The 19,863-nt window shown below is 67.0% G+C and carries 14 protein-coding genes; 10 read left to right on the top strand and 4 right to left on the bottom strand.

Annotated elements, in window-relative coordinates; genetic code table 11:
- The first annotated feature begins 67 nt into the window (after window positions 1-67).
- The 4 genes from JYG34_RS09835 to JYG34_RS09850 are packed head-to-tail and all read left to right on the top strand — an operon-like array spanning window position 68 to window position 5,808.
- The gene (locus JYG34_RS09835) at window positions 68-2,245 is read left to right on the top strand and encodes an iron-containing redox enzyme family protein (protein ID WP_213660501.1); all 2,178 of its coding nucleotides are present in this window, start codon (window positions 68-70) and stop codon (window positions 2,243-2,245) included.
- On the top strand, window positions 2,242-2,859 hold the full coding sequence (locus JYG34_RS09840; RefSeq protein WP_011533253.1) for a LysE family translocator: 618 nt from the start codon (window positions 2,242-2,244) through the stop codon (window positions 2,857-2,859). The genes JYG34_RS09835 and JYG34_RS09840 overlap by 4 nt, the downstream gene beginning before the upstream one ends.
- A complete protein-coding gene (locus JYG34_RS09845; RefSeq protein WP_213660502.1) occupies window positions 2,856-4,688 on the top strand; it encodes a carbamoyltransferase family protein in 1,833 nt (610 codons plus the stop codon). The genes JYG34_RS09840 and JYG34_RS09845 overlap by 4 nt, the downstream gene beginning before the upstream one ends.
- A complete protein-coding gene (locus JYG34_RS09850; RefSeq protein ID WP_213660503.1) occupies window positions 4,675-5,808 on the top strand; it encodes an SGNH/GDSL hydrolase family protein in 1,134 nt (377 codons plus the stop codon). Before JYG34_RS09845 ends, JYG34_RS09850 begins: the two co-directional genes overlap by 14 nt.
- A gap of 185 nt (window positions 5,809-5,993) precedes the next feature.
- Here JYG34_RS09850 and JYG34_RS09855 read toward each other — a convergent pair whose 3' ends face one another.
- The gene (locus JYG34_RS09855) at window positions 5,994-6,842 is read right to left on the bottom strand and encodes a shikimate dehydrogenase (protein ID WP_213660504.1); all 849 of its coding nucleotides are present in this window, start codon (window positions 6,840-6,842) and stop codon (window positions 5,994-5,996) included.
- Window positions 6,839-7,288 carry a type II 3-dehydroquinate dehydratase gene (gene aroQ, locus JYG34_RS09860; protein WP_213660505.1) on the bottom strand — a complete coding sequence of 150 codons (450 nt, stop codon included), beginning with the start codon at window positions 7,286-7,288 and terminating at the stop codon, window positions 6,839-6,841. Before aroQ ends, JYG34_RS09855 begins: the two co-directional genes overlap by 4 nt.
- A 65-nt stretch (window positions 7,289-7,353) precedes the next feature.
- On the opposite strand from aroQ, the gene JYG34_RS09865 reads away from it, so the two are divergent.
- The 6 genes from JYG34_RS09865 (at window position 7,354) to JYG34_RS09890 (ending at window position 16,628) form a co-directional block, all read left to right on the top strand.
- Window positions 7,354-7,518, top strand: coding sequence for a hypothetical protein (locus JYG34_RS09865; RefSeq protein WP_213660506.1), 165 nt, complete (start codon window positions 7,354-7,356; stop codon window positions 7,516-7,518).
- Between the two features lie 99 nt (window positions 7,519-7,617).
- On the top strand, window positions 7,618-8,832 hold the full coding sequence (locus JYG34_RS09870) for a TolC family protein (protein WP_213660507.1): 1,215 nt from the start codon (window positions 7,618-7,620) through the stop codon (window positions 8,830-8,832).
- Window positions 8,833-8,994: 162 nt separating this feature from the next.
- Window positions 8,995-10,212 carry an efflux RND transporter periplasmic adaptor subunit gene (locus tag JYG34_RS09875; RefSeq protein ID WP_213660508.1) on the top strand — a complete coding sequence of 406 codons (1,218 nt, stop codon included), beginning with the start codon at window positions 8,995-8,997 and terminating at the stop codon, window positions 10,210-10,212.
- Between the two features lie 15 nt (window positions 10,213-10,227).
- A complete protein-coding gene (locus JYG34_RS09880; protein ID WP_213660509.1) occupies window positions 10,228-13,383 on the top strand; it encodes an efflux RND transporter permease subunit in 3,156 nt (1,051 codons plus the stop codon).
- A gap of 330 nt (window positions 13,384-13,713) precedes the next feature.
- The gene (locus JYG34_RS09885; RefSeq protein WP_213660510.1) at window positions 13,714-14,346 is read left to right on the top strand and encodes a LysE family translocator; all 633 of its coding nucleotides are present in this window, start codon (window positions 13,714-13,716) and stop codon (window positions 14,344-14,346) included.
- 107 nt (window positions 14,347-14,453) lie between these two features.
- Complete coding sequence (locus tag JYG34_RS09890; protein ID WP_213660511.1) at window positions 14,454-16,628, top strand: GAF domain-containing hybrid sensor histidine kinase/response regulator; 2,175 nt, start codon at window positions 14,454-14,456, stop codon at window positions 16,626-16,628.
- A 191-nt stretch (window positions 16,629-16,819) separates the two neighbouring features.
- Here JYG34_RS09890 and JYG34_RS09895 read toward each other — a convergent pair whose 3' ends face one another.
- Together JYG34_RS09895 and JYG34_RS09900 are read right to left on the bottom strand one after the other, a co-directional pair.
- Window positions 16,820-18,991, bottom strand: coding sequence for a GAF domain-containing hybrid sensor histidine kinase/response regulator (locus JYG34_RS09895; protein ID WP_213660512.1), 2,172 nt, complete (start codon window positions 18,989-18,991; stop codon window positions 16,820-16,822).
- A 306-nt stretch (window positions 18,992-19,297) separates the two neighbouring features.
- A complete protein-coding gene (locus tag JYG34_RS09900; protein ID WP_213660513.1) occupies window positions 19,298-19,861 on the bottom strand; it encodes an NUDIX hydrolase in 564 nt (187 codons plus the stop codon).
- Window positions 19,862-19,863: the final 2 nt, after the last annotated feature.

The raw sequence follows: 19,863 nt of genomic DNA on the forward strand, positions 1-19,863 counted from the left end.
CGCGCGGCTCGGCCTGGCCTGGGTGAGGTCTGTCTTCAGGCCATCATGAAGAGGAGGGGCTGGCGCAATGGCCAACCTGGCGCAGGAAGTGCCTGCGTTCACCGCACCCAGCTTTCTGGCGATCACGCCGACAGCGCTCGGGCAGGTGCGATTGAACGCCCGGCAATGGTTCTTCAGACTGGTCAACCAGGAAGAGCGACATGGCTTGCTGGAGCTGGTCTGGACGCAGGTGACGCAGCGCCTCGAGGCGTATCGCGACACGGGCACGCTGCAAGCGGCCGCAATCGACCAGCCATCGCGAGCGCTTCACGAGGGCCTGCGGGCCCACTATCCCGCGCTGATCCCCGATAAAGCGCGCAAACGTCACTTCTATTGCCAGCACGCCCCCTTGTTCAAGGTGATGGGGGGCTGGCTCGATGGGGTGACCTCGATCGCCCATGCCTGGCGAGCGGACAGTGGCCAGTTGCTCAAGATCCATGCGCTGATGGTCGGTGGCGGTTATCCGCAGCGTAGCCAGAGCCGGCTGTTCGACCAGGCGGCGCAACGTGTGGGCACGGCCGTGGCCGAGGTGTTCAGCCATCGCTTCTGCGACGATCCGGCCATCGAGGACGCAGCATTCGAACTGCCGGTCTTTTTGCTGGCCCTGGCCTGCTTCCCGCGGGCATTCCATGCCGAGACACTGGGCGTCAACCTGGCCCTGTGCGACTACGTCGACCAGCTCAATGCCCTGCGTGAAGGTGACACCGCGCTGTTCGGACAGCCCCAGGCAACGGCCTACCATGGCATGGCCGTGACCGCGCTCGATCTCTTCCAGCAACGGGCATCGGTGGCCGATGGCGCCCGGGTCGGCACGGGCTATCGTTGCGCACTGACGATGATCGAAACCCACGAGCGGCAACTGGTCCAGGTGCTGGCCGACCCGCTGCGCTTCAACGAACATGCCGCCATGGTGGCCCTCATCGACAGGCTGGGGCGTCACGGTTGTGGTTACCACCAGCGCGGGCAACTGGCGGGCGAGCCCATCGACCAATGGCTGGCGGCGGAGACGTTCTGCCCCCACGCCACGGTCCGGGCGTTGGCCGCTTCGCGCTATGTTCGCCCTGGCCAGCCGGCGCGCAGCGCGCTGCTGAACATCATCGGCAAACCCACCGGCAGCATGTTCGGGGTGTTCTCCAGCGACGACATCGCGGTGGTCGAGCGATGGATCTCGACGCTGGCACCCACCGCCGAGCGCCCGACGGCAAGCGTCGAGGGCACCCCGACCACGCCTGTGGCCGTGACCTTGTGCGACCAGGCATTGGCCCAGGCCAACCGGCTTGCCTTGAGAAAGTACCGGCACCTGCCGCTGCGGGCCTTGTATCCCCTGTTTCTGCAGATCGACCAGGCGCCCGACGCCTTGCCCGCAGCCCGGGCCTTCGCCGACGCCTGGCTGGCGCGGCACCGGCTTGGCCTGCGCCGCGAAGGGCTGCCGTTCAGCCCATACCGCCATGAAGCCCTGGCGCAATGGCTGGAGGCGCAGCATGCGCGGCAGGTGCAGAGCTATCGCCCTCTGGTTGGCGCCCCCGAGGAAACTCGCGAGGAGATCGTCGCCGACGCCCTGAGCCTGGCCCCCCTGACCCTGATCGACGGTGCCTGGCTGCGCCAGGTGGTGGCCCCGGCCAGTGTCACCACACCGATTGGCGCCTTGCTCTACCGCACGTTGATCGACGAACTGGGGCAGGGCGACAGCGCGCTGCACCACGGCAACATCTATCAACAACTGCTGGCGAGCATGGGCCAGGACGTGGGCAGCTTCGTCGAGCCGGACTTCGCCGCGGCGCGCCATTTCGAGGAAGACGACCTGCGGGTGCCGGTGTTCTGGTTGGCCATCTCGCTGTTCCCGCAGCGATATCAACCGGAAACCCTGGGCCTGAACCTGGCCATGGAGCTGTCGGGTGTGGGCGGTGAATACCGGCGCTCCGCCGATGTCCTGCGCCACTACGGTTTCAGCTCGCTGTTCACCGACCTGCACAACACCATCGACAACGTGGCCAGCGGCCACACCGCCTGGGCCATCGAGGCAATCCGCCAGCACCTGGACGATGCCCTGCAGCGCGGCGGCGAGCAGGAGCAGGCGCGGCACTGGGAGCGGATCTGGGTGGGTTATCGCGCCCTGAGCCCACCGTCGGGGTCGCCGTTGCAGTGGGTCAAGGACCGCCTGCACAGCATTCGCCACACATTCACTCAACGACGAGGTGCGCCATGACGTACGGCTTTCTCTCCTTTCTGCTGGCAGTCCTGATCATCAATGCCTCCCCCGGGCCGGCCATGCTGTACGTGATGAACCAGTCACTGCGCCACGGCGTGCGCACGGGGCTCAAGGCCGCCGCCGGGGTCGAGTTCGGGGTGTTTTTCTACGTGCTGCTGGCGGCGTTCGGCCTGATGCTGATCTTCAAGGAAGTACCGTTGCTGTACCGCATCGTCCAGGTGGCCGGCGCCCTGTACCTGCTGTACCTGGCCTACACCTGTTGGCCACGGCGCGCCGCGGCCGGTGCCAGCGCCAGTGGCGAGGGTACGCCGCCGCCCGCGCGCTTCGCCTTCGGCAAGGGCGTGCTGATCAACCTGTCCAACCCCAAGATCGGCCTGTTCTTCGTCAGCCTGCTGCCGCAATTCGTGCCGGCCGACGCCCAACCTGCCTGGCTGTATTTCCTGATCTACGGCCTGGTGTTCAACATCGGCGGCATCCTGGTGAACATGACCGTGGGCCTGGCGGCTCATAACCTGCGGGCGTTCATCCAGCGCAGCTCGTGGTTCGACTACGTGCCACCGGTGCTGTTCCTGGCCATCGCGGTACTGACCCTGACACGGGAGTTCGCATGACTTACATCCTCGGGCTATCGGCCTTCTACCACGACAGCGCGGTCACCCTGATCAAGGACGGGCAGATCGTCTGCGCCTTGCAGGAAGAGCGCTTTTCCCGGATCAAGCAGGACCGCGGCTTCCCCCGCCATGCCCTGCGCGCCTGCCTGGAGCAGGCCGGCATCAGCCTGGCCGATGTCGCCTGGCTGGCCTACTACGAAGACCCGGAGGTGAAGTTCGAGCGCATCTGCACCACCTACAAGCGCAACTTCCCCCGTGGCGCGCTGGCCTTCGCCCAGCAATACACCAGTTTTGCCGCGCGCCGGGACATCAAGGGCATCATCAACACGGAGTTGCAGGGGCTGTTCCCGGACCAGCCGCTGCCGGCGATCTTCATCAGCCAGCACCACCTGAGCCACGCCGCGTCGGCGTTCTACCCGTCGCCCTATCAAGAGGCCGCGGTGCTGTGCGTGGACGGGGTCGGCGAGTGGTCGACCACCACGGCCTGGCAGGGCAAGGGCAACCAGCTCGAACCGCTGTTCGAGGTGCGCTTCCCGCACTCGTTGGGCTTGCTCTATTCGGCGTTCACCTACTACTGCGGCTTCAAGGTCGACTCCGGCGAGTACAAGCTGATGGGGCTGGCGCCCTATGGCGAGCCGCGCTTCGTCGACACCATCCTCGAGCACCTGATCACCCTCGAGGAGGACGGCAGCTTCAGCCTCGCCCGCAAGTACTTCGACTACGAAGTCGGCGAGCGGATGATCAGCACGGCGTTCGAGACCCTGTTCGGCGCGCCGGCCCGGGAGCCGGAAAGCCCCATCGGCCAGCGCGAAATGGACCTGGCGGCGTCGATTCAGGTGGTTACCGAGCGGGTCATGCTGGCCCTGGCGCGGCGGATCAAGGCACAGACCCAGGCCGACTACCTGTGCCTGGCCGGTGGCGTGGCGCTCAACTGCGTCGCCAATGGCAAACTCCTGCGTTCGGGGCTGTTCAAGGGCTTGTTCGTCCAGCCGGCCTCGGGTGACTCGGGCGGTTCGCTGGGCGCGGCGCTGCATTGTCACTACCAGACCAGCCAAGCGGCGCGCCAGGCCAATGGCGTGGACGACACAATGCAGGGCGCCTACCTGGGCAATGCCTACGACAGCCCGCAGATCGAACGCACCCTCAACCACCACGGCGCGCCGTACCAGAAGCTCGACCGGGCCGCGTTGCTCGCCGCCACCGCCCGGCACCTGGCCGAGGACAAGGTGGTGGGCTGGTTCCAGGGGCGCATGGAGTTCGGCCCGCGCTCGCTGGGTGCGCGCTCGATCCTCGGTAACCCGCGTTCGGCGACGATGCAGAGCGTGATGAACCTGAAGATCAAGAACCGCGAGTCGTTCCGCCCGTTCGCCCCGGCGGTGCTGGCCGAGCAGGCCGGGCAGTGGTTCGAGCTGGATACGCCGTCGCCCTACATGCTGATCGTCGCCCCGGTGCACGCGCAAAAGCGCCTGGCCGGGTTGGACGAGCGCGGCTACAGCGGCATCGAAAAACTGCAACTGGTGCGTTCGCAGATCCCGGCGGTCACCCACGTCGACTGTTCGGCCCGGGTGCAGACGGTGGACGGGCGGCACAACCCGCTGTTCCGCGACTTGCTGGCCAGCTTTGCCGACCTCACCGGCTGCCCGGTGCTGATCAACACCTCGTTCAACGTGCGCGGCGAACCCATCGTCGAGAGCCCGGAAGACGCCTACCGCTGTTTCATGCGCACCGAAATGGATTGCCTGGTGCTCGGCGACTACCTGCTGCTCAAGGACGAGCAGCCGCGCTGGCACGAAGTGGCCGACTGGAGAAGCCAATATGCACTCGACTGAAAAGCCTGCACTGACCCACCACGAGGCCGTGCAGGAGGTGTACCGCTGGACGCCGCAGATCCGCGACTACGACCGCTTCATGCACATCGGCGCGCGCTGGGTGCCGTACACCATGTATTTCCACGAAAAAATGTTCCGCTCGCCGACCATCAACACCGATGCCCTGGGCTTTCGCTACACCGAATTCGACGGCAAGCGCCATTCGGTGGCCGAGCGCCCGCTGGCGGGCAAGGTCAACCTGCTGGTGGGCGGCTCCACCGCGTTGGGTGTGGGGTCGACCCACGACGGTGCCACGGTGGCTTCGTATCTCAGCGCGATCACCGGCGAGGTTTGGCTGAATTTCGCCGGGCGCGGCTATAACGCCACGCAGGAGCTGCTGATGTACCTGATGCAGCAGAAACGCATCGGCGAGGTCGGCCACGTGGTGGTGTTCAGCGGCATCAACACGCTAGCCCTGGAGGGCATTCCCGACGCCTTCGCCAGCGACCATGGGCGCTACTACTACTCGTTCGAATTCCAGCACTACATGAACAAGTTCAACGAGGACATGAAGCGCAAGAAGAACACCTTCGGCGGCGCCGGTGGCGAATCGCTGTTCAAACGCTGGAAGAGCGCCCTGTTCGACGAGAACCCGGCCGATGAGGTGATCACCGACGAAGGTGTCTCGCTGGACGAGCGCCTGGAGCGGGCGGCCCTGGCGATCACCGATGCGCTGAAGCAATGGCGGTTGCTGCTGGCCGGCCATGGCGCCAGCCTGAGCTTTGTCCTGCAGCCGTTGGCGCATTGGTGCCGGGAACGCCTGACCGCTGAAGAAGAGGCAGTGTTCCACGCCATCGACAGCTGCCCGAACAACTTCTACCGCCTGTTCAGCGGCGTGCTCGGCAAGGAGGTGCATGCACCGTTCTTCCAGCACATCCAGGCCAGCGCCGACGGCATTCCCTGCCTGGACATGAACGAAATGCTCAAATCCAGCCCCGTCTTCGAGGAAACGCTGTTCGTGGACCGCGTCCACTTCAACGACCTCGGCAACCAGCAACTCGCTCAATTGATCAGTGACGAACTCGGCCTTTACCAGGAGAAAAGCCATGAGCCTCATTCGCAAGCTGTTAAGCCTGTTTAAGCGCAAGAAGAAACGCGGCGGGTCGATCTACCCGCTGCGGTAGCCGTAGGAGCGGCCTTCAGCCGCGAAAGGGCTGCGTAGCAGCCCCAGGATTTCAGATTTAGCAAAGATCGTCGGGGCCGCTCTGCGGCCCTTTCGCGGCTGAAGGCCGCTCCTACAGGGGGCGTGTTGAACCCAAAGTATGTTCAGCCCAGGCTGGCGAAATGCGCCTGCATGCGCTCGGCATCGGCCGGGCGACCGCTGAACAGCTCGAACGCCTTGACCGCCTGGAACACCGCCATGGTGCCGCCATCCAGGGTGCGGCAACCCAGCGCCCGGGCCTGGCGCAGCAGTTCGGTCTCCAGCGGGAAATAGATGATCTCCGCCACCCACAGGCGTGCCTGCAACAGCTGCACAGGCAACGGCATGCCCGGCAGCTTGGCCATGCCCACCGGGGTGGTGTTGACCAGGCCATCGGCTTCGGCCATCGCACTTGCCAGGTCCTGCCCGAGCACCGCGCGCCCGGCACCAAAACGCTGCGCCAGATTGGCCACCAGTGCCTGCCCACGGGCCGTGTCCACCTCGAACAGCACCAGCCGTTCGACACCTTCAGCGAGCAGGGCATGGGCCACCGCCGAGCCCGCGCCGCCCGCGCCCAGTTGCACCACCTGGCGCCGCTCGACATCCGGCAAACCGCGCCGGAAACCCTCGGCAAAGCCAAGACAGTCGGTGTTGTGGCCAATCCGCCGACCGTCGCGCAGCACCACGGTGTTGACCGCGCCGATACCGCGGGCCTCCTCCGACAGTTCATCGAGCAACGGCAGGATCGCCTGCTTGAACGGGAAGGTGACGTTAAGCCCGGTGAAGCCGGTGCGCTGGGCGGCGTCGAGCAACTGGGGCAGGGCGCTGTCGTCAACGCCCAACTGGTCGGCGTCGATCAGCCGGTAGAGGTAGCGCAGCGCCTGGGCGTCGCCTTCCGCCTCGTGCAGCGCGGGGGTGCGCGAGGCCTGGATGCCACGGCCGATCAGGCCGGCGAGAATGCCGGGAGCGCTCATGCCGCCTGCTCCTTGAACAACCCGCTGAAGTAGCCGAGGGCCATGGCGTAGCCCTGGCTGCCAAGGCCGCAGATCACCCCGACGGCGATGCTGGAGACGAACGACAGGTGGCGAAAGGGCTCGCGCTTGTGCACGTTGGACAGGTGCACCTCGATCACCGGCAACTCGGTGGCCACCAGCGCGTCGCGGATGGCCACCGAGGTGTGGGTCCAGGCGGCGGGGTTGATCAGGATGCCGTGGCAGCGGCCACGGGCGGCGTGGATCCAGTCGATCAGCTCGCCTTCGTGGTTGGTCTGGCGGAATTCCAGTTCCAGGCCCAGTGCGCGGGCGCTGGCGGCGCACTGGGTGGCCAGGTCGGCGAGGGTTTCGTGACCGTACTGGGTGGGTTCGCGGGTGCCCAACAGGTTCAGGTTGGGGCCGTTGAGCACGAGGATTCGGGGTGTCATGGCGGGGCATCGCTTTGTTGTTTTTGGATGTCCTGATATATGTACTACCTGGTTAGTTTCGTCAAATGACGCGCCTTGAAAAATGGGCGATTATCGAACTTGGTTTGATTGGCACGACCTCTGTAGGCGCGGCTTCAGCCGCGATCACCCGCGCAGCGGGTGCCAACCAAAGCGTTGTCTGCATCGCGGCTGAAGCCGCTCCTACAGGCATGACAGTTCGCATGGCTTGATTACAGAATTGTAATTTTCACGCCACCGCCCCGATAACCACCTCTCCCTAAAGTCCCACGCCAAAGCATTCCGCCGCTTTGTCGACGAGGACCCACGCCGTGCCCATCCCCCGCAAGATCGCCTTGCTCTGCCTGCTCCTGGCCGGCCCCGCCGGTGCCCAGGGCCTGAGCCTGGAACAGGCGCTCGACGCCGCCTACGCCCGCAACCCGGAGCTCGCCGCCGTCGGCCGCGAAATCGGCATCGCCGAGGGCGAGCGCCGCCAGGCCGGGCTGATCCCCAACCCCGAGCTGTCCTGGGAGGTCGAGGACACCCGCCGCGACACCAGCACCACCACCGTCACCCTCAGCCAGGCCCTGGAGCTGGGCGGCAAGCGCGGTGCGCGCATCGACGTCGCCGAGGCCGGCCAAGCGGTCGCCCGGCTGGAGCTGGAGCGCCAGCGCAATGGCCTGCGCGCCGACGTGATCCAGGCTTTCCACGCCGCCCTGCGCGCACAGACCGCGCTGGAGCTGGCGCAGCAGTCGCAGGCGCTGACCGAGCGTGGCCTGCGGGTGGTGGAGGGGCGGGTCAAGGCAGGCCAGTCCTCGCCGGTGGAGGCCACCCGCGCCCAGGTGCAACTGGCCCAGGCCCAGGCGGCGGTGCGCCGCGCGCAGACCGAGCGTGGCGTGGCCTGGCAGTCACTGGCACGCCTGACCGGCAGCGCCGAGACAAGCTTCGACCGGCTCGACGCCACGACCCTTTCGCCGGGGCCAGCGCCCAGACCTGAGCCACTGCTGGCCAAGGTCGAGCAGACCGCCGACTGGCGCCTGGCCGCGGCGCAGATCGAGCGCGGCGAAGCGAGCCTGGGTTCGGAGAAGGCCCAGCGCATTCCCAACCTGACCGTCAGCGTCGGCAGCCAGTACAGCCGCGAGGACCGCGAGCGGGTCAACGTGGTGGGGCTGTCGATGCCGCTGCCGTTGTTCGACCGCAACCAGGGCAACGTGCTGGCCGCCGCGCGCCGCGCCGACCAGGCCCGCGACCTGCGCAACGCCGTGGAGCTGCGCCTGCGCAGCGATACCCGCAGCGCCCTGGAACAGTGGGCCACGGCCATGGGCGAGGTGCAGGCCTACGACCGCACCATCCTGCCGGCTGCCCAGCAGGCGGTGGATACCGCCACCCGTGGCTTCGAGATGGGCAAGTTCGCCTTCCTCGATGTGCTCGATGCGCAGCGCACCTTGATCGAGGCGCGGGGGCTGTATCTGGACGCACTGGCTTCGGCCACCGATGCGCGGGCGCAGGTGGAGCGAATCTATGGCGAGCTCTCGAACGCGCTGTGAAAGGGGGCTGCTGCGCAGCCCATCGCGACACAAGGCCGCTCCCACAGGGAACGCGCAGAACTGACGATCGATACCAAAACCTTGTGGGAGCGGCCTTGTGTCGCGATGGGCCGCACTGCGGCCCCGACGAGGTAACGCCCCAGCCTGGAACCAGGAGCAACAATGACCAACCCACGCAAACTCGCCATTCTCGCCGCCGCCATTGCCGCCCTCGGCCTGGGTGGCTTGGCCTGGACCGGCACCCTCGGCCAGGCCTCCAGCGGCCAGGCCCAGCAAGACGACCACGGCCACGCCGAAGAACAGGACGACGGTCATGGCCACGGCGCCGCCGAAGGCGAGGGCGAAAGCCACGGTGAGGAGGAGGGCAAGCTGCACCTCAGCGCCGAGCAGATCCAGGCCGCCGGCGTGCAGCTGAGCACCGCCGGCCCGCAGACCCTGGGCACCGCCATCAGCTTCCCCGGCGAGATCCGCTTCGACGAAGACCGCACCGCCCACGTGGTGCCCCGGGTACCAGGCGTGGTCGAGTCGGTGCACGCCGAGCTGGGCCAGGCAGTCAAGCGCGGCCAGGTGCTGGCGGTGATCGCCAGCCAGCAGATCTCCGAGCTGCGCAGCGAACAGCAGGCCGCCCAGCGCCGCCTGGAACTGGCACGGCTGACCTTCGAACGCGAGAAGCAGCTGCGGCAGGAGCGCATCAGTGCCGAGCAGGACTACCTGCAAGCCCGCCAGGCCCTGCAGGAGGCCGAGATCGCCGCCGCCAACGCCGGGCAGAAGGTCGCCGCCGTGGCTCCGGCCGGCAAGGGCAACCGCTATGAGCTGCGTGCGCCGTTCGACGCGGTGGTGGTGGAGAAGCACCTGACCGTGGGCGAGGTGGTGGACGAGACCAGCAACGCCTTCACCCTGTCCGACCTGAGCCGGGTCTGGGCCACCTTCGCCGTCGCCCCGCGTGACCTGGACAAGGTGGTCAGCGGCCGTGGCGTCACCGTCAGCGCGCCGGACCTCGGCGCCCAGGTCGAGGGCAAGGTCAACTACGTCGGCAGCCTGCTTGGTGAACAGAATCGCGCCGCCACCGTGCGTGCCACCCTGGCCAACCCCAACGGCGCCTGGCGCCCGGGGCTGTTCGTCAATATCGCGGTCACCGTCGAGCGCTTCGACGCCGCCGTGGTGGTACCGGAAAGCGCCTTGCAGACCTGGGAGGAGCAGACCGTGGTGTTCGTGCGCAACGACGAAGGTTTCGAGGCCCGCCCGGTCAAGCCCGGGCGCCGCGACAGCGGCCAGGTGGAGATCCGCGAGGGGCTGGCCGCCGGCGCCGTGGTGGCTGCCGCCGGCAGCTTCGTCCTCAAGTCCGAGCTGGGCAAAGGCTCGGCCGCGCACAGCCACTGACCGGGAACGCCTGACATGTTCGAACGCCTGATCCAATTCGCCATCGAGCAGCGCCTGGTGGTGATGCTCGCCGTGGTGCTGATGGCCGCCGTGGGCATCCACAGCTACCAGAAGCTGCCTATCGACGCCGTGCCCGATATCACCAACGTGCAGGTGCAGATCAACACCGCCGCGCCCGGCTATTCACCGCTGGAAACCGAGCAACGCATCACCTTCGCCATCGAGACCGCCATGGCCGGCCTGCCGGGCCTCAAGCAGACCCGCTCGCTGTCGCGTTCGGGCTTGTCGCAGGTGACGGTGATCTTCGATGACGGCACCGACATCTTCTTCGCCCGGCAACTGGTCAACGAGCGCCTGCAGGTGGCCCGCGAGCAGCTGCCCGAGGGTATCGAAGCGGCCATGGGGCCGATCTCCACCGGCCTTGGCGAGATCTTCCTGTGGACGGTCGAGGCCAAGGAGGGGGCGTTGAAGGACGACGGCACGCCCTATACCGCCACCGACCTGCGGGTGATCCAGGACTGGATCATCAAGCCGCAGCTGCGCAATGTGCCGGGCGTCGCCGAGGTCAACAGCATCGGTGGCCACGCCAAGCAGTACCTGGTTGCCCCCGACCCCAAGCGCCTGGCGGCCTACAAGCTCACCCTCAACGACCTGATCGCCGCGCTGGAGCGCAACAACGCCAACGTCGGTGCAGGTTACATCGAGCGCAACGGCGAGCAGCTGCTGATCCGCGCCCCGGGCCAGGTGGCCTCGGCCGAGGACATCGCCAACATTGTCATTTCCAGCGTCGATGGTGCGCCGATCCGCGTCAGCCATGTGGCCCAGGTCGGCCTGGGCCAGGAGTTGCGTTCCGGCGCGGCCACCGAGAACGGCCGCGAAGTGGTATTGGGTACCGTGTTCATGCTGATCGGCGAGAACAGCCGCACGGTGTCCCAGGCCGTGGCGGCCAAGCTCGAGGAGATCAACCGCAGCCTGCCCAAGGGCGTGGTGGCGATCACCGTGTATGACCGCACCAACCTGGTGGAAAAAGCCATCGCCACGGTGAAGAAGAACCTCATCGAGGGCGCGATCCTGGTGATCGCCGTGCTGTTCCTGTTCCTGGGCAACATTCGCGCGGCGCTGATCACCGCCATGGTCATTCCGCTGTCGATGCTGTTCACCTTCACCGGCATGTTCAGCAACAAGGTCAGCGCCAACCTGATGAGCCTCGGGGCGCTGGACTTCGGCATCATCGTCGACGGCGCGGTGGTGATCGTCGAGAACGCCATCCGCCGCCTGGCCCATGCCCAGCAGCACCACGGGCGCATGCTGACCCGTTCCGAGCGCTTCCACGAAGTGTTCGCCGCCGCCCGCGAGGCGCGCCGGCCGCTGATCTACGGGCAGTTGATCATCATGGTGGTGTACCTGCCGATCTTTGCCCTGACCGGTGTCGAGGGCAAGATGTTCCACCCCATGGCCTTCACCGTGGTGATGGCGTTGCTGGGGGCGATGATCCTCTCGGTGACCTTCGTGCCGGCGGCGCTCGCGCTGTTCGTCACCGGCAAGGTGAAAGAGGAAGAGGGCATGGTCATGCGCACCGCCCGCCGCCGCTATGCGCCGGTGCTGGACTGGGTGCTGGCGCGCCGCAACCTGGCCTTCGCCGGCGCCGCCACCCTGGTGCTGCTGTCGGGTGTGCTGGCCAGCCGCATGGGCAGCGAGTTCATCCCCAGCCTCAGCGAGGGCGACTTTGCCCTGCAGGCCCTGCGTGTGCCGGGCACCAGCCTGTCGCAATCGGTGGAGATGCAGCAGCGCCTGGAGCAGACCATCATCCAGCAGGTACCGGAAGTGGAGCGGGTGTTCGCCCGTACCGGCACCGCCGAAATTGCCTCCGACCCGATGCCGCCGAACATCTCCGACGCTTATGTGATGCTCAAGCCGCGCGAGCAGTGGCAGGACCCGAGCAAGCCGCGTGACGCGCTGATCGCCGAAGTGCAACGCGCCGCGGCCAGTGTGCCGGGCAGCAACTACGAGCTGTCGCAGCCGATCCAACTGCGTTTCAACGAGCTGATTTCCGGGGTGCGCAGCGATGTCGCGGTGAAGGTGTTCGGCGACGACATGGACGTGCTCAACCGCACCGCCGCGCAGATCTCCACGCGCCTGCAGAGCGTGCCGGGCGCTTCAGAGGTGAAGGTCGAGCAGACCACCGGCCTGCCGGTGCTGACCATCGACATCGACCGCGACAAGGCCGCCCGCCATGGCCTGAACGTCGGCGACGTGCAGGACGCCATCGCCATTGCCGTGGGCGGGCGCACGGCGGGCACCCTGTATGAAGGCGACCGCCGCTTCGACATGGTGGTGCGCCTGTCGGAGACCTTGCGCACCGATGTCGACGGCTTGTCCAGCCTGCTGATTCCGGTGCCGGCCAGCGCCAGCAACGGCGCCGCGCAGATCGGTTTCATCCCGCTGTCGCAGGTGGCCACGCTGAACCTGCAGCTGGGCCCCAACCAGGTCAGCCGCGAGGACGGCAAGCGTGTGGTGGTGGTCAGCGCCAACGTGCGTGGGCGTGACCTGGGTTCGTTCGTCGAGGAGGCGTCGCAGGCCTTGATCGACCAGGTGCAGATCCCGCCGGGCTACTGGACCCGCTGGGGCGGCCAGTTCGAACAGCTGCAGTCGGCGGCCGAGCGCCTGCGGGTGGTGGTGCCGGTGTCGCTGCTGCTGGTGATGGCGCTGCTGCTGATGATGTTCAACAACCTCAAGGATGGCTTGCTGGTGTTCACCGGCATTCCCTTCGCCCTGACCGGTGGGGTGCTGGCGCTGTGGCTGCGGGACATTCCGTTGTCGATCTCGGCGGGCGTGGGCTTCATCGCGCTGTCGGGGGTGGCGGTGCTCAACGGCCTGGTGATGATCGCCTTCATCCGCAATCTGCGTGAAGAAGGGCGCGGCCTGCGCGCGGCGGTCGAGGAGGGTGCGCTGACCCGCCTGCGGCCGGTGCTGATGACTGCGCTGGTGGCATCGCTGGGCTTCATCCCCATGGCCCTGGCCACCGGTACCGGTGCCGAGGTGCAGCGGCCGCTGGCGACGGTGGTGATCGGCGGCATCCTGTCGTCGACGGCGCTGACCTTGCTGGTGTTGCCGGCGCTGTACCAGTGGGCGCATCGGCGCGAAGAACTGGACGAACAGCAGGGCCACTGAGGTCCAGCATGAGCGCGAGTGCTGCCCGCACGGCGCTCGAGTTCATCGGCGCAGCCACGGGCCCATCAGGCGATGCGCGCCCTGGCCGCCTGCTGCATCTCCAGCCCATTGTGTCGCTGCTTGATTCAATGGAGCCGCCACTCGGGTGGCGACTGTGCGCGGGTTGGTAGACCAGGAATCAAGGAAACCGGCGCGCACGAGTGCGCCCTACGCACAGCCGCCATTGAACGAAACGAGCGGGCACAAAAAATGCGCCGTTCGGGAACACGTTTCAAGGCGGGGTCATGTGCGGATACACTTCCTGCCTCACCCCCACAAGGATTGTGCCCCATGCCCGACACCACGAACCTCCTGGCCTTCGCCCTGATCTGCCTGGGCATGGTCCTCACCCCCGGCCCGAACATGATCTACCTGATCTCCCGCTCCATCTGCCAGGGGCGCATGGCCGGGCTGATCTCGCTGGGTGGCGTGGCCCTGGGCTTCGTCGTCTACATGCTGTGCGCGGCACTGGGCATCACCGCCCTGGTGATGGCCGTGCCGTTCGCCTACGACGCCCTGCGCATCGGCGGCGCGCTGTACCTGTTGTACCTGGCCTGGCAGGCCCTGCGCCCGGGCGGTCGTTCGCCGTTCCAGGTTCGCGACCTGCCGGCCGACAGCCCGCGCCGGCTGTTCGGCATGGGCTTGCTGACCAGCCTGCTCAACCCCAAGATCGCGGTGATGTACCTGTCGCTGATGCCGCAGTTCATCGAGCCGGGCCATGGCAGCGTGCTGAGCCAGTCGCTGGTGCTGGGCTGCACGCAGATCGCCATCAGCGTCACGGTGAACGCGCTGATCGCGGTGATGGCCGGTTCGATCGCCGTGTTCCTCGCCGGGCGGCCACTGTGGCAGCAGGTCCAGCGCTGGCTGATGGGCACCGTGCTGGCGGGGCTGGCGCTGCGCATGCTGGCCGAAGGGCGTCGTTGAACGCTTTGTTCGCTCGACAAGCGAATTGATTGGAACGTCTGGCGCCGGCTGATTTCATACGCTGTGAAGGATGGCAATCTGACAGGATCGACCATGGCCCGCACGACATGAAATCAGCCCGGCATGCTCCCGCCAAATGCCGCGATCCCGCGGCGAACTTCCTGTTCCACGGCGGCGTGGTCAGTGGCCTGCTACAAGCCATGGACTGGTCCGCCTCACCCCTGGGCCAGCCGGTTGACTGGTCGCCCGGCCTCAAGTCGGTCACCGCCACGTTGCTCTCGGCCCAGGCCCAGATCGTGCTGTTCTGGGGGCCGCAGTACATCGCCCTGTACAACGACGCCTACTTCCCGACCATCGGCAACAAGCACCCACGCGCACTGGGGCGGCCGGGGCAGGAGAGCTGGGGCGAGCTGTGGGATGACCTGGAACCCTTGCTGCGCGGCGTGCGTGAAACGGGCGACACGTTCTCGGCGAAGGACCGGCCGTTCTACATCGAGCGCAGCGGCGCGGGCGAAACGGCCTATTTCGATGTGTCCTATTCCGCCGTGCGCGAGGCCGACGGTGGGGTGGGCGGGGTGCTGGGCATCGTCACCGATACGACTGAGCGGGTGCGCTTCGAGCGTCGCCAGGCGTTCCTCCTGGCGCTGCGCCAGGCCTCGCTCGAACTGGGTGACGCCGAGCAAATCGAAGGGCATGCCACGCGCCGGCTGGCGGAGGAGCTGGGGGCCGCGCGGGTGTGCTTCGGCGAGCACCTGGGCGATGGCAAGCGCTTTCGCGTCGCCCACGAATGGGCCGATGGCGTGCCCTCGCTGCTGGGCGACTTCCCCTTCTCAGGCGTCGACCCGAACCTGTACGGGGCGATGCAGGCCGGGCATGTCGCCCGGCACAGCTACCAGCAGGACGATCCACGCCCGTTCCACCTGGAGGGGCTGTGCGCCGCGCTGTACGTGCCGCTGCTGCGCGCCGAGCGCCTGGAGGCGATGCTGATCGTGCATTTCCATGGCGCGCACCCGGTGCTGGACGATGAATGCCTGTTGGCCGAAGAAGCCGCCGAGCAGACCTGGACGGCGATCACCCATGCCCGGGCCGAACACGCCCTGCATGTGCTCAACGAATGCCTGGAGGAGCGCGTGGCGACCATGCTGGCCCAGCGCGAGGCGGGCCTGCAGCAACTGCATGAAGCGCACAAGATGGAGATGATCGGCCAGCTCACCGGCGGGATCGCCCACGACCTCAACAACATGCTCACGCCGATCATCGCGTCCCTGGAACTGCTGCGCCGCCACCCCGAGCCGGCGCGCGGCGACCGGCTGATCGATGGCGGCCTGCAGGCGGCGGAGCGGGCGCGCAACCTGGTCGGGCGCCTGCTCAGCTTCGCCCGGCGCCAGACCCTCAAGCCGCAGGTGGTGTCGCTGGCGCTGCTGGTCGACGACATGCACGAGCTGATGGTGCGTACGCTGGGGCCGACCATCGCCGTGCAGGTGTGCATCGACGCGGCGTTGCCGCAGGTCATGGTCGATCCCCATCAACTGGAACTGGCCCTGCTCAACCTGGTGGTCAATGCCCGTGATGCCATGACCGAAGGCGGGCGCCTGAGTATCGTCGCCGGCCTGGATGACGACAGGAAGGGGCCTGGCAGGCCTGCCGGACTGGCTGCGGGCCGCCAGGTGTGGCTGCAGGTGGCCGATACCGGCTGCGGCATGAGTGCGGACGTGTTGAAGCACTGCACCGAGCCGTTCTACTCGACCAAGGGCGTGGGCAAGGGGATAGGGTTGGGATTGCCGATGGTTCAGGGCTTGGCGGTGCAGTCTGGCGGTGGCTTTGGCATTCGCTCACGGCCGCAGAAGGGGACCGAAGCGACCTTGTGGCTGCCTGTCAGTGACACCGAGGCAGCCGCTGTCAGGCCTGTCGAGTCAACACACCCGCAGCGGCCGCTCCGGGTGTTGTTGGTGGAGGATGAGCCGCTGGTGCGCCAGGCCACAGTGCTGCTGCTGCGTGAGTTGGGGTATGAGGTCACCGAGGCGGATGGGGTGGTCCAGGCGCTGGTGTTGCTCGATGGCGGGCTGTGTCCGGATGCGCTGTTGACCGACCATGTCATGGCCGGGATGACGGGGGTGCGGTTTGCCCGGCAGGTGCGTGAGCGGTTCGCGGACTTGCCGGTGTTGGTCATTACCGGGTATGCCAATCTCGCGCCTCGCGAGCTGCATGGGTTCGAGGTGCTGCGCAAGCCGTTTCGCCAGGAGGAGCTGGCGCGCAGCCTGGCGCGGTTGTTGGGGAGATAAGGTGCCTGGCGGCAGAGTTGCAGCGCCTATCAGATCGGGCACCGCTCGCGCAGCGCATCGCGGATGAATCCGCTCCTACATCTTTTGCATCGTGCCGTACCTGCCTGTAGGAGCGGATTCATCCGCGACGCGCCGCTGCGGCGGCGCTCGATCTCAAGCGCCCTGCAAGGTTACCGCCATACGCCCATGACTCACCCCCCACCCAGCACCGTCCCCAGCATCTGGCACACCTGCTCGGCCGAATACGGCTTGGCCAGGAACGCGAACCCCTGGTGCCCTTCCTCGGCGATCGCCTCGCTGTAGCCGGAGGTGAGAATCACCGGCAGGTCTGGGTGGCTCTGGCGCAACTGGCGCGCCAGCGCCAACCCGCCCATGCCGGGCATCACCACATCGGAAAACACCGCGTCGAACGGCACCCGCGCAGCGCCGATCTGCGTCAGGGCCTGCTCGGCACTGGTCGCCCAGCTGATCTGGTAGCCGTGGTCGCGCAGGATCTGCGCGGTGAAGCTGCCGACATCGGGGTTGTCCTCCACCACCAGGATCCGCCGCCGTTCGCCATGGGCGGGCAACACCGTGCCGGCAACGCTGGGCTCCACCTGGGCCAGGGCCACCTGGGGCAGGTAAAGGGTGAAGGTCGTGCCCTTACCCTCGACGCTGCTGACCTTCACGTCGCCGCCGGACTGCTTGGCGAAACCGAACACCTGCGACAGCCCCAGCCCCGTGCCCTGGCCCGAAGCCTTGGTGGTGAAGAACGGGTCGAAGATGCGTTCGAGCAGGTGCGGGGCGATGCCCACGCCACTGTCGATCACCGAGATCGCCACGAACGGCCCGGCCAGGTCGTGTGCCCCGGGCATGGCCTGGTCGGCTTCCAGGCGCAGGCACAGGGTGCCTTCGCCGGCCATGGCGTCGCGGCCGTTGATCATCAGGTTGATCACCGCGGTTTCCAGCTGGCCCAGGTCGGCATGGACGTGGCAGGGCACCTCGGGCAGTTCCAGCTTCACCTCGATTCGGGCGCTGGTGGCGGTGTCGAGCATGTCGGCCATGGCTTCGAGCCTGGGGCCGGCTTCGAACACCTGGGGGCTCAGGGCCTGGCGGCGGGCGAAGGCCAGCAGTTGCCCGGTGAGCTTGGCGCCGCGGTCGACGGTGTCGGCCACGGTCTTGAAGTAGCGGGCGCGGCGGGTCTCGTCGAGGTCGGGGCGCTGCAGGAAGTGAATCGAGGAGCGGATGATGGTCAGCAGGTTGTTGAAATCGTGGGCCACGCCGCCGGTGAGCTGGCCGATGGCTTCGAGCTTTTGCGTTTGGCGCAACACGGCCTCGGTGTGCTGCAGTTGGCGGGTGCGTTCCTCGACGCGTTGTTCGAGCGTCGTGTTGAGCGCCTCGAGCGCGGCGAACGCCTCGCGCACTTCGGCATGGGCCTGGACCCGCTGGATGTGCGCCCAGCAGCGTTCGGTCACTTCGCCGAGCAGCATCTGCTCGTAGTGGCTCCAGGCACGTGGCAACTTGTCGTGAATGGCCATCAGCGCGGTCAGGCAACCCTCTTTGATCAGGGGCATGCAGATGGTCGCGGTGATACCGATGGCCTGGAAGGTCGCCGCGGCCTTGGCCGGCAACTGCATGAGGTTGTTGTCGATCACCAGCGGCAGGCCCGTACGCAGGCGGCTGACCGCCAGCTCACCGAAATCGGCCAGGCGGTAATGGCCCAGCAGCCGTGGCGAGCCGGGCGCGACCCAGTCGCCGCAGATGGTGAAGCTGTCCTGGTCGGCGGCCATGACCGCATAGGCGCAGCTGGAAAGTTGCAGGTGCTCGCCTAGCAAACGTGTGGTGGTGGCCATGATCCGTTCAGGATCGTTGGCGTTGGCAATGGCGCGCCCCAGGCTGTCGAGGAACTTCAGGCGGTGGTTGGCGACCACGCTGGTGGTGGTCTCGGTGACGGTGTCGAGCATGCCGACGACCTTGCCCTCATGGTCGCGGATGGGGCTGTAGCAGAAGGTGAAGTAGGCACGCTCAGGGTTGCCGTGGCGCTCGATCAGCAGCGGGAAATCCTCGATGTACACCGCTTCGCCGGCCAGCGCCCGCTCGGCCAGGTGGCTGATCTCGCTCCAGGCTTCCTGCCACACGTCGCTGAACGGGCGGCCCAGGGCGAAAGGTTTCTCGCCGAGGATGGCGCTGAAGGCATCGTTGTGCAGGGTGGTCAATTGGTCGCCCCACAGCACGGCCTGGGGGAAGCGCGAGGCCAGGCACAGGGTGACGGCGGTGCGCAGCACGTCGGGCCAGGTATGTAACGGGCCGAGTGGGGTCGCCGCCCAGTCGTGGGTGCGGATACGTTCGGCCATCAGTCCGCCACCGTCCAGCCATTTCGCCATGAGGTTTGCCGGTCCTTTTGCGTGAGAGCATCAGGGTGCACCGTGAGGTGGCGCTTGGCGAGGGTTTTGTTTCATTGGGCTGCCTGTGCTGTCGCGCAGGCAGCAGCCCGCTGTTGGAGCAACTGTTTTGCAGGTTATTCGCGATTTTCGCTTGCCCCAGTGGGAGCGGCCTTGTGTCGCGAAAGGGCTGCGTAGCGGCCCCAGGATCTCGGCGTTGAGCAAACATCGCCGGGGCCGCTTTGCGGCCCTTTCGCGACACAAGGCCGCTCCCACAGGGATCGCGCAAGTCTGAGGCTGGCGTGGGGCTCAGCGAATGAAATGCACCTTCCCGGTATCGTCGTTGCCCATGTAGATCCCGTACACCCCGGCTTGGCGTTCGAGGATGTAGCGCTCCAGGATCTGCCGGATCGCCGGGTAGTAGATCTCGTCCCAGGGGATCTCGTCCGGCGCGAAGAAGCGGTAGGCCAACGTCTCTGGCCCGTACTGCCCGGTCTCCTCGGTGGCGATGGCGCGGAAGATGATGTACACCTCGCTGATCGTCGGCACGCTGAAGATCGAGTAGGGCGAGATGATCTCGCCGCGCACGCCGCTCTCTTCCCACACCTCGCGCAGGGCCGCCTGCTCGGTGGTCTCGCCGGCCTCCATGAAGCCGGCTGGCAAGGTCCAGGTGCCGGGGCGCGGGGGGATGGCGCGTTGGCACAGCAGGTACTTGCCGTCGCGCTCGATGATGCAGCCGGCGATGATCTTCGGGTTGACGTAGTGCACGTAGCCGCAGGCGGTGCAGTGCAGGCGCTCGTGGGTGTCGCCGTTGGGGACGCCCCGGGCCAGTTGCGTGGTGCAGTGCGGGCAGTAGCGCGGGGCGGTGGGCATGG

Origin of the sequence: Pseudomonas entomophila (genome assembly GCF_018417595.1) — a bacterium.
In the GTDB taxonomy this organism is placed as follows: domain Bacteria; phylum Pseudomonadota; class Gammaproteobacteria; order Pseudomonadales; family Pseudomonadaceae; genus Aquipseudomonas; species Aquipseudomonas entomophila_C.